A 14,640-nucleotide genomic window follows, 5' to 3' on the forward strand; every position below is an offset into this window, starting at 1 on the left:
CCCTTATTTTTTTACTAATTTCATACCCGCGAATGTTAATACGTAAGAAATAAGAAAACTACCTACTATTAAATATAGCGTGTTACTTTGAATAGATAATATCGGTCCAGAAATTCCAGCGAACTCCTTCATAATTTCCTTACTTCCTGAAGCTGTAATATGAATTTTTGCTAATCCATTTACACAAAGCATCATCACTGTATAAACAGCGCTAAACACTGCTATAGTTACGTACATATTTCGCATACGATATTGAGCCAATTTCATTCCAGCCCTAACTAGTAGAATACATGGTAGAAGAATTAATAATCCCCACCAATGTAAATACGAATTAAAATCATCAATATCTTTTATACGATCAGCACTAGCACCATTAGCGATTTCCAGGTCTTTTAAAGACGTACCCTGTATTGATATGCCTGACATATACGATACATGCAGTGGACCTTTTTCGACTGAATATCTATGCATTTCTCTCTCCATATTTCCCCACTCAATTTCAGTTGGAGAAAGGTGGGCCATATTCCACATGAAAGGTGTTGCTTCTAAAGAAAGTAATACTTTATACGCCTTCTCTGGAAAATCAATTGGACCCATTGATTTTGAACTACTAAATAAAATCGTAATAAGTATAATACCAAATGTAATAAGTAGTCCTTTCAAAACAGTCACTATACTATAATAAATAGACGTTACATACGGGACAAACTGACTAGTAGAAGAAAGCATACGATGTGGTCCTGCTTCAATACTCATACCAATAAAGCTGAATAATAGGCCAAATATAATACCAAACAATAAACTAACAACATGAGAATATACAACATCAATAGTCATCGTTTGATAGAAATAAGAAATAGATGTAGAAGAACTTGCCATAAAGCTTACAATACATAAGAAAATACCGTATATCATGCCAATTACACATGATGTCATGAACTTCTCTCGCCAACTAATTGAAGGTTTTTTTCTTTCAACAAAAAATCCACTTCCACCTAATATAAGTGCCGGAATAGTTACCAAGATGAATAACGGGATATGAAGAAGGAATGACATCGTGTATGCCCCGCTCCCGCTAATTTCAATACCTATTAAATGACACATTAAAATTAATGGTGCTATACCAATAAATGATTGATTAATGGTATTCATATTCAACATACCATCCGTATTTCTAACCGCTGTCTCCACTACATCATTTATAGCAGAATCTATTATTAAACTGCCAATGAAGCCTGCAATGAACATACATACAATTGCAAAAGCACCACCGAATAATCCTTTTTTCAGCATACTTCCTGATGCATTTACATGTAATTGCGCTCCTGCATTTGGTAATTTCATGTTCGATTCTTTTTGGGCGACTCCTAATAAAGAATCACCGCATTTCTCACAATATGTAGCATATTCTTTACTTTCCTGTCCACATGTTCGGCAATACTTCGAAGATTGCAGGACTAACATAACATGGCTATCTATACTATCCGTACTTGAGCCGTCATGTGTACAATAGTTTACTGCCTCAGGCTGTTCTAAACCGCAAATTTTACAATACATGTTCCTCACTCCTTACTTTGCTTCATACCACATGCTGGACAGAATGTAGCTTCCGTTGCAATTTGTTCACCACATGAAGAACATGCTTCTTTTTCAATATTTTTTGATTGAAGGAGTAACTCATTTTCTTTACCGCACTGCCCGCAAAATTTATCATTTAATGATAATGGACCACCGCAACTACACTGTCCTTTTTGTTCTTGTCTCTGTAAATTAGAAATTTGTCTGCGCGTGTTATAAATAGCAACATCAAGCTCTTGCACTGGTGCTACAATAGCTTTCAACAAATCTATTCGAACTTCATCATCACGAAGTTGCATATATACCGTTTGACCAAGTTCAAGTAAAATTTCAGTTTTTTCTTGTAACTTCTCTTGTGTAATCTTCTTTAATTGCGCCATTTCCTGTGCTACTTGCAACTTCATCTTGCCTTGCTCAATTCCCTCTTGCAACTTATTCATGCCATTACCAAACTTCGATTGTAAATCTGACAAACAAATTCTCTCCTTTTAATTACATAGTAATATACAAAATTAACATTATATATATTACCATGATTTTCTAATTGTGTAATTAGAATTTCATTTTTTCTGTTTTGAGCATTTTTTGTTTATAATGGTAAAGGAAAGAAATCTGTGTACGGAGGAATATTATGCTGCAAGACTCAATTACGAAAGATGAAATTATGATGATTGCGAATGAGTTCGTTCAAGGGCTTGATCCACAGCAAGTTGCTGATCAAGAGCATGTCGCTACAGCTCGGCAACTATATCGTAGTGGTGTTGTCTATAACGTTGACTTTGATGGCTATACGCTATCCGGAACTGTAAATGCTGAAGGCAGTGTATATAGCGTTCACATCCCGATTCGTAATGTCACTGAAAGCTATTGCGATTGCTTCGCGCCAACGCAATGTCAGCATATGCTTGCTGTGTTACTATCTGCAGCTTCTAGTTTTGGGCAAGTAGGAGATGTATTAACTTTATTCAAAAATAATACAAAACCTTCTCTTCCTCCTATTCGAACTGCACGACAAGTATTGCAATCATCAGCTTTTGAAGAAATGGATTATAAAAGTTGGCAAACATACTTTGAAAATGAATATGAATCATTTAAAAAAGAACAAGCGCGGCTCACTTATAAACAAATGTATTTTCTTATGAGTCTTTTTACAGACTTCTATACAAAATTAGAACGGAAAGCTCCGCGCATCGTTGCTATTCATGAATTATTTAAGTTGCACGCGGCACTTTATTGCTTTCAAAAATTATTAGAAGAAATTCAAGAATTTGAAGCAAACAAACTATATTCTTATCACCAACCAGTTAACGTCATTCGCCTATTCGTTGATAAAGTTGAATCTACCGTTAGGGACCTAAAAACAGAGGCGATTCCAGAAGAATCCAAACCGATTTTAGAAGAAACAGCTCGGCTCATACATGAAGCATTCTTCTCTACCGATGCCTATACACAAGAGCGATTCTTCATTTATCGTCACGTATGGGGTGAACTGTTAAGAACAGAAGAGCAGCTACAAGAAGAAAAAAAACGAATCGATACTAAAATCAATCCACTTTCCAAAGCATTAGCATCTTCTCACCTGCTCTTTTTAAACGGTGAAGATGTATCGGCAATGGAATTACTGGAAAAACAGCCTTCTTCTGTTGTGAGCCTTTACTTCTATTGGTTAGAAGAGTTATTAAGTGCGATGGAGTGGGACCGCGCTAAAGATTGGCTTTCCTTTACTTATAAGCAAGTAAAAGAAACGATAACGGAACAAGAGAATACCGTCTTCATACAAGATATCGTTCGATTATTTGTGATGATGTATGAGACATATGCAACGCATACGAATGAACAAGCGGGATTAGAAATGATTTTACAAGAACTATTACCGTATAGTTTCACAAATTATGAACAATATGTACTTGCGAAGAAACAATACCATGCATGGACGGAACTTCAGCTCTTATATGGATTCGAAGTAATCGAACTTTTGAAAGAACCATTGAAAGATATTGAAAAAGAAGCGCCCGAAGCAGCACTTCCTCTTTATCACCATGCCGCAATTGAAGCAATTGAAGAGCGAAATCGCAAATCATATAAACGTGCCGTTCGTTACTTAAAGAAATTACGTATGCTTTATAAACGACTGAAGCGAACTGATGAATGGGATGCTTTCATTATTCATATCGCTAACTTACATTCACGTCTGCGTGCACTACAAGAGGAATTACGGAGAGGAAAATTAATCGATGATCATACAAACTGAAGTAACAATTAGGCTCCAGCACGTTAGTCAAGGTTGGTTCCTTTGGGGAGAAGATGATAGCGGTACGCTCTTATCCGTAGCAACTTGGAAAAAAAATGCATTCGCATGGCACTCTACTTCTTTCTACGGAACGTTTTTAAAAGAAGCAACGTATGAGGGAAAACAAGGCGTTATGTTAACGAATGCACAGGCATTTGAATACATCGCAAATAAACCGATGAATTCATTTGCAAATATGCAAATGAACGGTCCTATTACGGCACTTACAAAGGACGCAAGTGAATTATGGGACGCTTTCGTCAGCGGCAGCTTCGCACCTGACATGAAGCATTGGTCTCAGCAGCCATCTTGGAAAGTTCAGAATACTTCAATTGAAGATGACATGTTAGCATCTCTTTTCTCTGCCGCTGTGAACGAAAGTATTTTGCAAGATGCTCGCTCAAATGACGGATGGGAAGATGCAAAGAGACTATACGAACATTACGACTTTACGAAAAGGCAATTGGAAGCAGCACTACATGAAGAAGATTGGCTTCGAAAAATTGGTTACATTGAAGATGATCTTCCATTTACAGTCGGCTTAAGACTACAAGAACCGCAAGAAGAACTTGAAATGTGGAAGCTTGAAACAATCGTTACACCAAAACGTGGTGCACATCGCATATATGTATATGAAAGTATCGATTCCTTACCAAAACGATGGCACGATTACGAAGAACGTATCCTTGAAACACAAGAAGGATTCAGTAAGCTCGTACCGTGGCTAAAAGAGGACGACAAGTTCCGAGAAGAACTCTTTGAAACGGAAGCTTGGAACTTCTTAACCGAAGCAAGTAATGAATTACTGGCAGCAGGTATTACAATTTTACTACCATCATGGTGGCAAAATTTAAAAGCAACAAAACCGAGGTTGCGTGTACAGCTGAAGCAAAGTACAGCACAAACACAGTCTTTCTTCGGCATGAATACGCTCGTTAATTTCGACTGGCGCATTTCAACAGACGGAATTGATTTATCAGAAAGCGAATTTTTCGAACTCGTTGAACAAAACAAACGTCTTTTCAATTTAAATGGTCAATGGATGAGACTTGATCCTGCCTTTATTGAAGAAGTAAAAAAACTAATGCACCGTGCCGATAAATATGGACTTGAAATGAAAGATGTGTTGCAGCAACATTTATCTAATACGGCAGAAACAGAAATTGTAGAAGACGATAGTCCGTTTACCGATATTGAAATCGAACTAGATGGATATTACGAAGAGCTTTTCCAAAAACTTCTGCACATTGGAGATATTCCAAACGTAGATGTACCATCTTCGCTACAAGCAACACTCCGCCCGTATCAACAACACGGTGTTGAGTGGTTGCTATACTTACGAAAGCTTGGATTTGGAGCGTTATTAGCCGATGATATGGGACTCGGAAAAAGTATTCAAACGATAACTTACTTACTATACGCTAAAGAAAACAATCTCCAAACAGGTCCTGCATTAATTGTGGCACCAACATCAGTCCTTGGAAATTGGCAAAAAGAATTTGAGCGTTTCGCACCAAGCTTACGTGTTCAGTTACACTATGGAAGTAACCGATCTAAGGATGAGTCATTTAAAGATTTTCTTCAATCAGCAGATGTTATATTAACTTCTTATGCATTAGCTCAGCTTGATGAAGAAGAACTTAGTACGTTATGCTGGGACGCTGTTATTTTAGACGAAGCACAAAATATAAAAAACCCACATACGAAACAGTCGAAAGCAGTAAGAAACCTACAAGCAAATCACAAAATTGCTTTAACCGGTACACCGATGGAAAACCGACTTGCTGAGCTTTGGTCTATTTTCGACTTTATCAATCATGGGTATCTCGGAAGCTTAGGACAATTCCAGCGCCGCTTCGTCACACCGATTGAAAAGGACCGCGATGAAGGAAAAATCCAGCAAGTTCAGCGGTTTATCTCGCCGTTTTTACTGCGTCGTACGAAGAAAGATCAAACGGTCGCATTAAACTTACCAGATAAACAAGAACAGAAAGCTTATTGTCCACTAACTGGCGAACAAGCTTCCTTATATGAACAACTTGTTCAAGATACATTACAAAATGTACAAGGATTAAGCGGAATTGAAAGACGCGGATTTATATTACTTATGCTGAACAAGCTAAAACAAATTTGTAATCACCCAGCCCTTTATTTGAAAGAAGAAGAACCACAAAATATCGTCGAGCGCTCTATGAAAACAAAAACGGTAATGGAGCTCATCGAAAATATAAAAGACCAAAATGAAAGTTGCTTAATCTTCACTCAGTACATTGGCATGGGGAACATGCTAAAAAGTATGTTAGAAGAAACATTCGGTCAGCGCGTCCTCTTCTTAAACGGGAGCGTACCGAAGAAAGAGCGTGACAAGATGATTGAGCAGTTCCAAAACGGAACGTATGACATCTTCATCTTATCGTTAAAGGCCGGCGGAACAGGATTAAACTTAACTGCCGCCAACCATGTCATTCACTATGACCGTTGGTGGAACCCAGCTGTAGAAAACCAAGCAACAGACCGTGCTTATCGCATCGGTCAAAAACGCTTCGTTCACGTTCATAAGCTTATTACAACGGGAACACTTGAAGAGAAGATTGATGAAATGTTAGAACGAAAACAATCATTAAACAACGCCGTCATTACAAGCGATAGTTGGATGACCGAACTATCAACCGACGAACTAAAAGAATTACTTGGCGTATAAAGTGAAGGCTTTTACGGGCAGTTAATGCGGGATAAGATGGATGTTTCTATTCCCACAAATAGCGGGATAAATGAAAAAGGAGCAAATCTCTAACTGAGATTAGCTCCTTTTTCTATGCCAAAACCAATTGCTTATTATAATTCCTGTTAACCCGCCGCACGTATCAAGCAATGAATCTTGCCACATCGGTGTACGGTCTCCCGTAAACCATTGATGAATTTCATCAAATGTTGCATACCCCGCAACGAAAAGGAGGGCGTATGCAAAGCACCTTTTTCTCGAATAACCCGATCGATGAAAAGCATAATACGTCAATGAACCGAGCATAAAGAACACCATAAAATGAGCACCTTTACGAAGGAAAAACTCAACAAATCCACCTACACCTTTATTTGCGATACTAACAGGTGTACCTCCCCCATAATCGATAGATACCCATGAAAAATGCTCTTTCACAAACTCAGCATTTACATATTGCTCAATATCCGAGCGCATATCCTGTTTTTTATATGGCTGTGCTGAAGAATAGAAAATAATCCCCATCCATAGTAATACAGGAATCCAAAATAACCATTTACGATTCATTCTCCCGAAAACTCCTCTCTTAGTCTTTTAAGAGTAACAAAAAAAAGAAAAAATTTCACGCCAAAACATGACATTTACACCCTATTTATAAAGTGAAAGGGGGTGATAAACATGGCAGTTGAAACAATCGTAATGGATTTAACTTTACGCCTTGTATTAAACGGAGGATTAGACAAAAACGGTAAAACAGTTTTTAAGAACAAACAATTCAAACGTGTGAAAACAAATGCAGATTTAGGAAAAGTACATGAAGTAGCACGTGCTCTTGCTTCACTACAACAATCATCACTTCACGCTGTACAACTTGTAAGCACGTCAGATCTTTCTAATCTATAATTAAAAAGGAGGTAATAAAACATGCAAGTACTAGAGTTAGTTTTCGTGAAAGAAGATGGAAAAACAGTTGTCTTGTCTATCGATAATCCCATTACACCAGTAAATGAACTTCGTAAATCAAGTAATGGATACCATTCTTGCTTCATCTGTATTTTCATCAATTAGTGAAAATACTCGTAAAAAAGGGGCTCGCCTCATAGAAAAAAACGTATCTGAAGTTCAAATCACTCCGTAAATCAAAAAGACGAATCTGCATTATTTTGCAGATTCGTCTTTTTTCTTCGGCATTTCAATTGGAATAAAGATGTTTGAAAAACCAACACAAACATACTTATAATTCTCTCCGCCTAAATCAAACTCTGTCGTATATGTTGAGAAGAAAATATAATCATTTCGCTTTGTATAATGCTCAATTAATAATCCAACTTGTGGTTCAACATACTTATTTGCCAATTTTTTTCCCGCCGATGCTAAGTCGCCAAGTATACCCTCTTTGTTTTCTTTCTCAACCTCTTCTAGCTTCTTACTCACATCATTACGCTTCATAAATTGTTTTGCTGCCCAATCCGTATATTCTCCCTTACCCGGATTACTGTTTGCTAAATAAACTAAGAGAACAACAGCTAGAGCCATAATAATATACTTTTTCTTCATGCTATATCACCGCCTACTCTTTTCTATTTTCATATATATGTACAAGCGATGCAAATTAGAAAGACTATCATCTATTGATTGTAAACGAACCGTAAAAATTTACAATACGAAACAAAAGATTAATAATAATTTTACATAATTCGTATATAATTATATTCGGAATAATAATTTTTTGTAAGGGAGGATTTTAGAATCATGGATAATGAGAATGATATTTTTATTTCTAGTTCTACAATGATGCTCGAACCTTGCAAACACCCTTATTACCGGACAAAAATTATCGACAGTAGCGGAAACCCTCTGTACTCTTGCCAAACAGCTATCCAACTCATAAAGAAATCTTGTCTAACACATGTTCATTCTACTTATCAAGGTAGACGTCATGCAGTCCAAATAAACTTTAAGCTCAAACAAAATGTTCCAATTCCGATTAATCACAAAGAATATATTTGCGTTTTCCCAACAGAATCTCCTTCTTCTCCAAGCTGCATTTGGTTGTTCTATAACCATATAGATGAGATAGAGTTTCCCCAAAAAACTAACAAAGCTAACATTCGTTTTTTTAACGGAACTACCATAACAATACAAATAGGTTCTCATAAGTTACAGCAACAATTTTTCAAATCTGGACATGTATTATCCCGAATGAACATGAAAGATTCATTACCTTAAAAAACCTCTTGCCACATTTACTGCCTTAAAGTAAATAGAATGGAACGCAATATTTCCTTTGCTTTGCCTTCCATTCTACTTATTATTCTTATCCCTTTACACTATCTCTCATTTTCTCAAGTGCTTGTCGATATACCCATCTCACTTGATAGTACGTCATCTCCATTTCAGAAGCTATCTCTCCCATATTTTTCCCTGTAAAAAATCGCTCTGAAATGATATGCTTCTCCCTCTCATCTAACACACTCATAAAGTCCTTCGCCCTCGTTCCCATATCTTCATACCCAAATCGTTCACCATACTCATCGGTGCATACATACCTCTCTTGCACTACGCATTCTTTCTTCAACCTCTCCAATATATAACCACGTACCGTTACAACCGCATAAGCAGGAAAACTTCCTTTCTCCTCCTCATACCTTTCATATGCATACCAAAGATCAATTAAGCCACATTGGTAATACTCTTCATGATCTTGATAAATATTTAACCTCTTTATTTGATTTATAATCATACCTTCATACAAAACAACCGTATCTGCAAAAGTCGCTGGCTTCACACAGTGCCCGTTTCTAAAAGGTATACCTCTTCAGTATTCCGCGGTACCTCTACAATATAAAATGAGAAAGGAAATTTCATTGTGGGTAATTTCAAATACTGCTGCCGTAATTTGAAATTACACTAGGCAGTATTTGAAATTCTACTTGGGGTATTTGAAATAGGGGTAAAAATAAAAAAGTTCCTCCTATACATTAGAAGGAACCTTTTGTTTATATATTTGCAAGCTACATTACTCTTTAGCTATGCTTTTAAAAAATCTATCGATCGCATATAAACCAGTAGCTAAAATACAGCTTGTAACACCAACAAATATATAAGGATTTTTATTCGGCATATATTCTACAGCTAACAACGTTACGACTAACATAAACAAAACATTTGCTAAAAATTTCTTAAGCATATTTATCCCTCCTTACAAAAAAAATGCAGCAATTATAAAAATAATTGCTGCATTTCTTTCTAGTGACGTAAAACATCACTATTATTGGAACATTCCTTTTACCGCACCAAATCCAATAGTTAAGATAAAGAAGACAACCATAAGAATTGTTGCTTTCTTTTTACTTAAACCAGCTGTAATTTGAAGACCTAACCATGTAATAACAAATCCCCAAATTGTGAACACTTCAATATTATTTGCAATACCTTTTGCAACACCACCACTTGAAGCGAAAATCGGTCCTAAACCAGTATACATTTCTTTCCCTGATCCGCCTAAAACAAGTGCTAATACTGTGTTTATTAATAAACCAAGTAATGAAATAATGCTTGAATACACACTAATCGTTAATAATTTCTTATAAGAAGTATCATTGCTCATTAACATCATTAATACTTTATACACTGCTGCACTAATAAAGAAACCTATCGCCATACCAATAGCACCAAATACTGCACCCATACCAAACGACATTATAGGTGTAACGCTAATACCCAAATCCTTATTCATCTTAATCGCCTCAGGGGTTAAAGAGTCTACATAAACAGCAAGTCCACCAACAACTGCTCCTAATAAAACAAGTATCCAAAATGCACCCCAAACTGCATTACTAGTCTTCATTCTCTCAAACTGTACACCAGGAGATGTAATCATTCCTAATAATGATGGCTTCTTCGCACCTGCATCTTGCGTATTAATATTCATTTCCATTATAACGCCTCCTTATTATATTGGCATATTAGGTAAAAACGCCGCAACTAACACAACAATTGCCGCTAAGAATACCGCTTTAATAATGAATAAAACGATAATTGGAATAGCTGCTTTCACTTTACTTAATCCAGCTGTAATTTGTAACCCCAACCAAATTAAAACGATATTCCATAAATAGAATACTTCAATCGTACTACCGATTCCGTAAGCAACTGAACCTTCCTCAAATAACGGTCCTAAACTTGTATACGCAGTTGGTCCAACACCTAATATTAAAGCTATAACACTATTAATAAGTAAACCAATAATAACAGCAATGTTCGCATATACAATAATCATTACTAATTTCTTATAAGAAGTATCATTTCCGAAGAACATCATAAATACTTTATAAATAGCTGCAATAACGAATGTTGCAAGCATAGCACCTACTGCTCCCCATATCGTACCAGAAATCACATCTGATACCAGTGAGCCCTGATCTGCAAGTTCACCTAGTTCTTTTTTCATTTTGATCATCTCAGGTGATGTATACGTAACATACGCATTCAAACCACCTACAAGTCCTTGTAACAACGCAACTAAGAAGAGCATACCCCAAACTTTTTCACTCGTCTTCATTCGCTCAAACTGTAAGCCTGGAGCAGTAATCATTCCAAATAATGATGGCTTCTCTCCGCTAACTTTTTGCGTATTCAAATTCGCTTCCATTATAACGCCTCCTTCTATTTATATAACCCGTTCTAACGGGCGGTTCACATCCTCATTTTGAGGCTACGAACCGCCCACTAGAACGGTAATGTGTAGTAGAGAACCCCTTCTCTACTACACTAACAATTTACTCATAACGAAGTGCTTCAATTGGATCTAATTTCGCAGCTTTGTTCGCTGGAATTAATCCGAAGATAATACCTAATGTCATAGAGAACAATACGCCCCCAACGACAACTTCCCATGAAACGAGCGGTGGCCACTTCGCAAATGTGGAAACGATATATGCCCCGCCATACCCAAGACCAATTCCGATTAAACCACCTAGAAGCGTTAACATAACTGCTTCAATTAAAAACTGTAATAAAATTTTACTACGCGTCGCTCCAAGTGCTTTACGTACTCCAATTTCACGCGTACGCTCCGTTACAGATACGAGCATAATGTTCATAACACCAATACCACCAACGACTAATGAAATACCAGCGATACCACCAATAATCATTGTCATAATACCGGTCATCTTTGAAATACCTTCTTGAAGTTCTTTTAAATTCATAACTTCGTATTTACCAGTTGCATCAGTCGGTTTACGACTGTTTAAGACATCAGCAGCTTTTTTACCTGCTTTTTCTAAATTATCTACATTTTTCGCTTGAACAGAAATATTTTGAATTTCATCTTTTCCATACAGTGTCGGCCATAATGAAATCGGAACTAGTGCTTCTGACGGTCCCATTCCCATAAACTCGTTATCTGATTTGTAGACACCGATAATTTGCATCGGTTGCCCCTTCATTTCAATAATTTTACCGACTGGATTGGCATCCTTAAACACCTTTTCTTCCATTTGTTTACTAATCATGACAACATTATTACCTTGATCCACATCTGATTCTTGTAAAGAACGTCCCTTTAACAACTTTACTTTATTTACTGCAAAGTACTCACTGTCTAATCCAGTAATATTCACCATTTCTATTTTATCTTCAATATCAATTGGTTCCATACTTGAATTTGTTGTTACAACATGTGCGATATCTGGAATTTTTTTAATTTCAAAAATATCTTCTTCAGTTATCTTCGGTGCTTCTACCATCGCCATACCAAAAGGATCATTCATATCGGCACTATAATGAATCGGTACCGTTTGATTACCTGATCCAACAAATTGGGATTTCAGTGCAGCTTCCCCGCCTTGCCCAATCGCAACGACGGTAATAATAGAGCCTACACCGATAATAATCCCTAGCATCGTCAAAGCTGAGCGTAGTTTATGAGCTAAAATAGACGATAAGGCAATTTTCATACTATCTAGTAAACTCATACTGCACACCTTCTATCTTCTGTAACTTTCCCATCTCGCAGTACAATGCGGCGGGAAGAATACGCTGCTACCTCTTCTTCATGCGTAACCATAACAATCGTCGTACCTTCTGCATTGAGCTTCGTGAAAATATCCATAACTTGTGCACCAGACTTCGTATCAAGTGCACCTGTCGGCTCATCGGCCATAATAAACGTTGGATTATTTGCAATCGATCTCGCAATCGCTACACGTTGCTTCTGTCCACCTGATAACTCACTAGGTAAATGATGGACTCTATCTGATAATCCAACTTTTCCAAGCGCTTCAAGGGCTCTCTGACGACGCTCTGCTTTCTTCACCCCACCATAGATGAGCGGAAGTTCAACGTTTTCCACTGCGGAAAGACGCGGCAGCAAATTAAAGTGCTGGAACACAAAGCCGATATATTCATTACGAATTAAAGCTAGTTTTGACTCGTCTGCTGTTAAGATATTCACATCATTCAACATATATTCGCCCTCTGTTGGACGATCTAAACAACCGATAATATTCATAAGCGTTGATTTACCAGAACCAGACGGTCCCATAATAGAAACGAACTCACCGCTTTGAATTGTTAAACTAATACCATGTAAAATCGGCACTGCCAATTTTCCTTGATAATATGTTTTAGCAATATTATTTAACGTAATCATTTCTCTTTCACTTCCATTCCGTCATACACGTTGTCGGAAGGATTTTTAACCACCTTTTGCCCCACTGTTACGCCTTCAACAACCTCTGTCCAATCTCCATCATTCGCACCTTTTTTCACATTTTGCTTACGAAGTTTTCCTTTGTCTTCGATATAAACAAATGCATCTTCTCCTTTTTCTACAATGCTCTTACTTGGAACAGCAATCATCGTCTTATTCTCTAAATTTACTTGCAGAGAAACGTGATAACCTGGAGATAAACCATCTTGGCTATCAAGACTTGCTTTATATGTATATTGAGACATATTTTGAGTTCCCTCACCAGCAGCTTGAGCCATCTCTGCACTCGTTGGGAATTCACTTACTTCCGTAATCTTACCTGTCCACTTTTTCTTATTATTTGCTTTCGCAGTTACAGTGAACGTTTGATCTTTTTGAATTTGTGACTTTTGAAGCTCTGTTAAAGTCCCTTGAACTTGGAACGGGTCTTTAGAAGCAACTTGTAAAAATGCTTTCCCTTGACCACCTAACGCCTGAGATGAACTTTGCGCTGCATCCTTATCTAACTTCTGTACAACACCAGTAAAATTACTATAAATCGTAAGTTCTTTCTGTTTTTTACTTAACTCTTCTTTTTGTAACTTCCCTTTTTCTTTCTCAAGGTCAGTTGTCTTTTGTGCCATTTCTAACTCACTTACTTGCTCTTCCATTGGGTCTGTTACTTCTTTCCCAGCCCCGCCATCTTTTACCTTCTTAATTTCTTTCTTCAATGAATCAATCTTCTTTTTCCCTTGATCGTAACGCATATCAGCCATCTTCTGATCAAGATCAGCTTGCTTCATTTGAAGATTAATTTCTTCATTATCATAAGAGAATAGTTTCGTTCCTTTTTCTACCTCTTGTCCTTCTTTCACTGCAATATCTTTCACTTTTCCTTTAGTCGGATCCGCATAGAAACTTTCAATATTTCCTGGCTTCACCTGACCAGAAATTAACTTCGTATTATTAAGCTTACGCTCTGTCACTTTCTCAAAACTTACAGCATCTGTATTAGCCGTACCTTTCTTCTTACCTTGCATAACAAAAATATTAACTGCTGCTACAATAACAATTAGTGCAATAACTCCGATGATAATCCATTTCTTCTTCTTGTTTGGAGTACGAACCGTATTTGGTAACATATTCTCTCTCCTTTTATATCTTAATAGTTTAATAGCTATTTAATTGTATAAAACTTTCGGAAAATTTCATCCCCACTTACATTGTTACACTCATTTTACAAAGTTTTACACAATCATTTATATTGTAACAAAAATACCAATGATTAGAAATATGACATTCTATCTTTTAAGATAGTTTTAAGGAAAGGTTTCCTTATATAAAAAAAAGCGATCC

Annotated in this window: 15 protein-coding genes and 1 pseudogene; 5 read left to right on the forward strand and 11 right to left on the reverse strand. The window is 36.8% G+C overall.

Annotation, left to right across the window (positions count from 1 at the left end; translation table 11 throughout):
• Positions 1-3: 3 nt before the first annotated feature.
• Both JFT95_RS23755 and JFT95_RS23760 read right to left on the reverse strand, forming a co-directional pair.
• Positions 4-1,557, reverse strand: a complete 1,554-nt coding sequence (locus JFT95_RS23755; protein WP_201053382.1) for a zinc ribbon domain-containing protein — start codon at positions 1,555-1,557, stop codon at positions 4-6.
• A gap of 5 nt (positions 1,558-1,562) precedes the next feature.
• A complete protein-coding gene (locus JFT95_RS23760) occupies positions 1,563-2,051 on the reverse strand; it encodes a zinc ribbon domain-containing protein (protein ID WP_002034798.1) in 489 nt (162 codons plus the stop codon).
• 158 nt (positions 2,052-2,209) lie between these two features.
• On the opposite strand from JFT95_RS23760, the gene JFT95_RS23765 reads away from it, so the two are divergent.
• Positions 2,210-3,829 (forward strand): SWIM zinc finger family protein, encoded by a 1,620-nt coding sequence (locus tag JFT95_RS23765; RefSeq protein WP_201053383.1) that lies wholly within the window; start codon positions 2,210-2,212, stop codon positions 3,827-3,829.
• On the forward strand, positions 3,813-6,569 hold the full coding sequence (locus JFT95_RS23770; RefSeq protein ID WP_201053384.1) for a DEAD/DEAH box helicase: 2,757 nt from the start codon (positions 3,813-3,815) through the stop codon (positions 6,567-6,569). Before JFT95_RS23765 ends, JFT95_RS23770 begins: the two co-directional genes overlap by 17 nt.
• Before the next feature lie 99 nt (positions 6,570-6,668).
• Here JFT95_RS23770 and JFT95_RS23775 read toward each other — a convergent pair whose 3' ends face one another.
• On the reverse strand, positions 6,669-7,154 hold the full coding sequence (locus JFT95_RS23775) for a VanZ family protein (protein ID WP_001080696.1): 486 nt from the start codon (positions 7,152-7,154) through the stop codon (positions 6,669-6,671).
• A gap of 111 nt (positions 7,155-7,265) precedes the next feature.
• Here JFT95_RS23775 and JFT95_RS23780 point away from each other — a divergent pair, with 111 nt between their 5' ends.
• Together JFT95_RS23780 and JFT95_RS23785 are read left to right on the forward strand one after the other, a co-directional pair.
• Positions 7,266-7,490 (forward strand): DUF1659 domain-containing protein, encoded by a 225-nt coding sequence (locus JFT95_RS23780; RefSeq protein ID WP_002016256.1) that lies wholly within the window; start codon positions 7,266-7,268, stop codon positions 7,488-7,490.
• A 21-nt stretch (positions 7,491-7,511) separates the two neighbouring features.
• Positions 7,512-7,725: pseudogene (locus JFT95_RS23785) on the forward strand (DUF2922 domain-containing protein).
• A 20-nt stretch (positions 7,726-7,745) separates the two neighbouring features.
• Here JFT95_RS23785 and JFT95_RS23790 read toward each other — a convergent pair.
• On the reverse strand, positions 7,746-8,144 hold the full coding sequence (locus JFT95_RS23790; protein ID WP_002034805.1) for a DUF4359 domain-containing protein: 399 nt from the start codon (positions 8,142-8,144) through the stop codon (positions 7,746-7,748).
• A 195-nt stretch (positions 8,145-8,339) separates the two neighbouring features.
• Between JFT95_RS23790 and JFT95_RS23795 the strand changes: the two genes are divergently transcribed.
• The gene (locus JFT95_RS23795; protein WP_242487618.1) at positions 8,340-8,816 is read left to right on the forward strand and encodes a competence protein ComK; all 477 of its coding nucleotides are present in this window, start codon (positions 8,340-8,342) and stop codon (positions 8,814-8,816) included.
• An 88-nt stretch (positions 8,817-8,904) separates the two neighbouring features.
• Here JFT95_RS23795 and JFT95_RS23800 read toward each other — a convergent pair whose 3' ends face one another.
• The 7 genes from JFT95_RS23800 to JFT95_RS23830 all read right to left on the reverse strand — a co-directional run bounded on the left by JFT95_RS23800 (position 8,905) and on the right by JFT95_RS23830 (position 14,426).
• Positions 8,905-9,375, reverse strand: a complete 471-nt coding sequence (locus tag JFT95_RS23800; protein ID WP_201053385.1) for a sigma-70 family RNA polymerase sigma factor — start codon at positions 9,373-9,375, stop codon at positions 8,905-8,907.
• Between the two features lie 231 nt (positions 9,376-9,606).
• Positions 9,607-9,777 (reverse strand): hypothetical protein, encoded by a 171-nt coding sequence (locus JFT95_RS23805; RefSeq protein ID WP_201053386.1) that lies wholly within the window; start codon positions 9,775-9,777, stop codon positions 9,607-9,609.
• A gap of 81 nt (positions 9,778-9,858) precedes the next feature.
• Complete coding sequence (gene yknW, locus JFT95_RS23810; protein ID WP_201053388.1) at positions 9,859-10,527, reverse strand: YknW family membrane protein; 669 nt, start codon at positions 10,525-10,527, stop codon at positions 9,859-9,861.
• A gap of 15 nt (positions 10,528-10,542) precedes the next feature.
• Complete coding sequence (yknW, locus tag JFT95_RS23815; protein WP_201053390.1) at positions 10,543-11,241, reverse strand: YknW family membrane protein; 699 nt, start codon at positions 11,239-11,241, stop codon at positions 10,543-10,545.
• 127 nt (positions 11,242-11,368) lie between these two features.
• Positions 11,369-12,568, reverse strand: a complete 1,200-nt coding sequence (locus JFT95_RS23820; protein ID WP_002139075.1) for an ABC transporter permease — start codon at positions 12,566-12,568, stop codon at positions 11,369-11,371.
• The gene (locus tag JFT95_RS23825) at positions 12,565-13,245 is read right to left on the reverse strand and encodes an ABC transporter ATP-binding protein (protein WP_002130002.1); all 681 of its coding nucleotides are present in this window, start codon (positions 13,243-13,245) and stop codon (positions 12,565-12,567) included. The genes JFT95_RS23820 and JFT95_RS23825 overlap by 4 nt, the downstream gene beginning before the upstream one ends.
• Positions 13,242-14,426, reverse strand: a complete 1,185-nt coding sequence (locus JFT95_RS23830; RefSeq protein ID WP_201053392.1) for an efflux RND transporter periplasmic adaptor subunit — start codon at positions 14,424-14,426, stop codon at positions 13,242-13,244. The genes JFT95_RS23825 and JFT95_RS23830 overlap by 4 nt, the downstream gene beginning before the upstream one ends.
• Positions 14,427-14,640 lie beyond the last annotated feature (214 nt).

This window comes from Bacillus sp. TH17 (genome assembly GCF_016651125.1).
GTDB classification, from domain to species: Bacteria; Bacillota; Bacilli; order Bacillales; family Bacillaceae_G; genus Bacillus_A; species Bacillus_A mycoides.

What these genes read in the sequence shown, in the direction of transcription:
- JFT95_RS23830 (WP_201053392.1), bottom strand. Translation starts at nt 14,426, where the DNA reads ATGTTACCAAATACGGTTCGTACTCCAAACAAGAAGAAGAAATGGATT.
- JFT95_RS23795 (WP_242487618.1), top strand. Translation starts at nt 8,340, where the DNA reads ATGGATAATGAGAATGATATTTTTATTTCTAGTTCTACAATGATGCTC.
- JFT95_RS23755 (WP_201053382.1), bottom strand. Translation starts at nt 1,557, where the DNA reads ATGTATTGTAAAATTTGCGGTTTAGAACAGCCTGAGGCAGTAAACTAT.
- yknW (WP_201053390.1), bottom strand. Translation starts at nt 11,241, where the DNA reads ATGGAAGCGAATTTGAATACGCAAAAAGTTAGCGGAGAGAAGCCATCA.
- JFT95_RS23775 (WP_001080696.1), bottom strand. Translation starts at nt 7,154, where the DNA reads ATGAATCGTAAATGGTTATTTTGGATTCCTGTATTACTATGGATGGGG.
- JFT95_RS23820 (WP_002139075.1), bottom strand. Translation starts at nt 12,568, where the DNA reads ATGAGTTTACTAGATAGTATGAAAATTGCCTTATCGTCTATTTTAGCT.
- yknW (WP_201053388.1), bottom strand. Translation starts at nt 10,527, where the DNA reads ATGGAAATGAATATTAATACGCAAGATGCAGGTGCGAAGAAGCCATCA.
- JFT95_RS23790 (WP_002034805.1), bottom strand. Translation starts at nt 8,144, where the DNA reads ATGAAGAAAAAGTATATTATTATGGCTCTAGCTGTTGTTCTCTTAGTT.
- JFT95_RS23770 (WP_201053384.1), top strand. Translation starts at nt 3,813, where the DNA reads ATGATCATACAAACTGAAGTAACAATTAGGCTCCAGCACGTTAGTCAA.
- JFT95_RS23765 (WP_201053383.1), top strand. Translation starts at nt 2,210, where the DNA reads ATGCTGCAAGACTCAATTACGAAAGATGAAATTATGATGATTGCGAAT.
- JFT95_RS23825 (WP_002130002.1), bottom strand. Translation starts at nt 13,245, where the DNA reads ATGATTACGTTAAATAATATTGCTAAAACATATTATCAAGGAAAATTG.
- JFT95_RS23805 (WP_201053386.1), bottom strand. Translation starts at nt 9,777, where the DNA reads ATGCTTAAGAAATTTTTAGCAAATGTTTTGTTTATGTTAGTCGTAACG.
- JFT95_RS23780 (WP_002016256.1), top strand. Translation starts at nt 7,266, where the DNA reads ATGGCAGTTGAAACAATCGTAATGGATTTAACTTTACGCCTTGTATTA.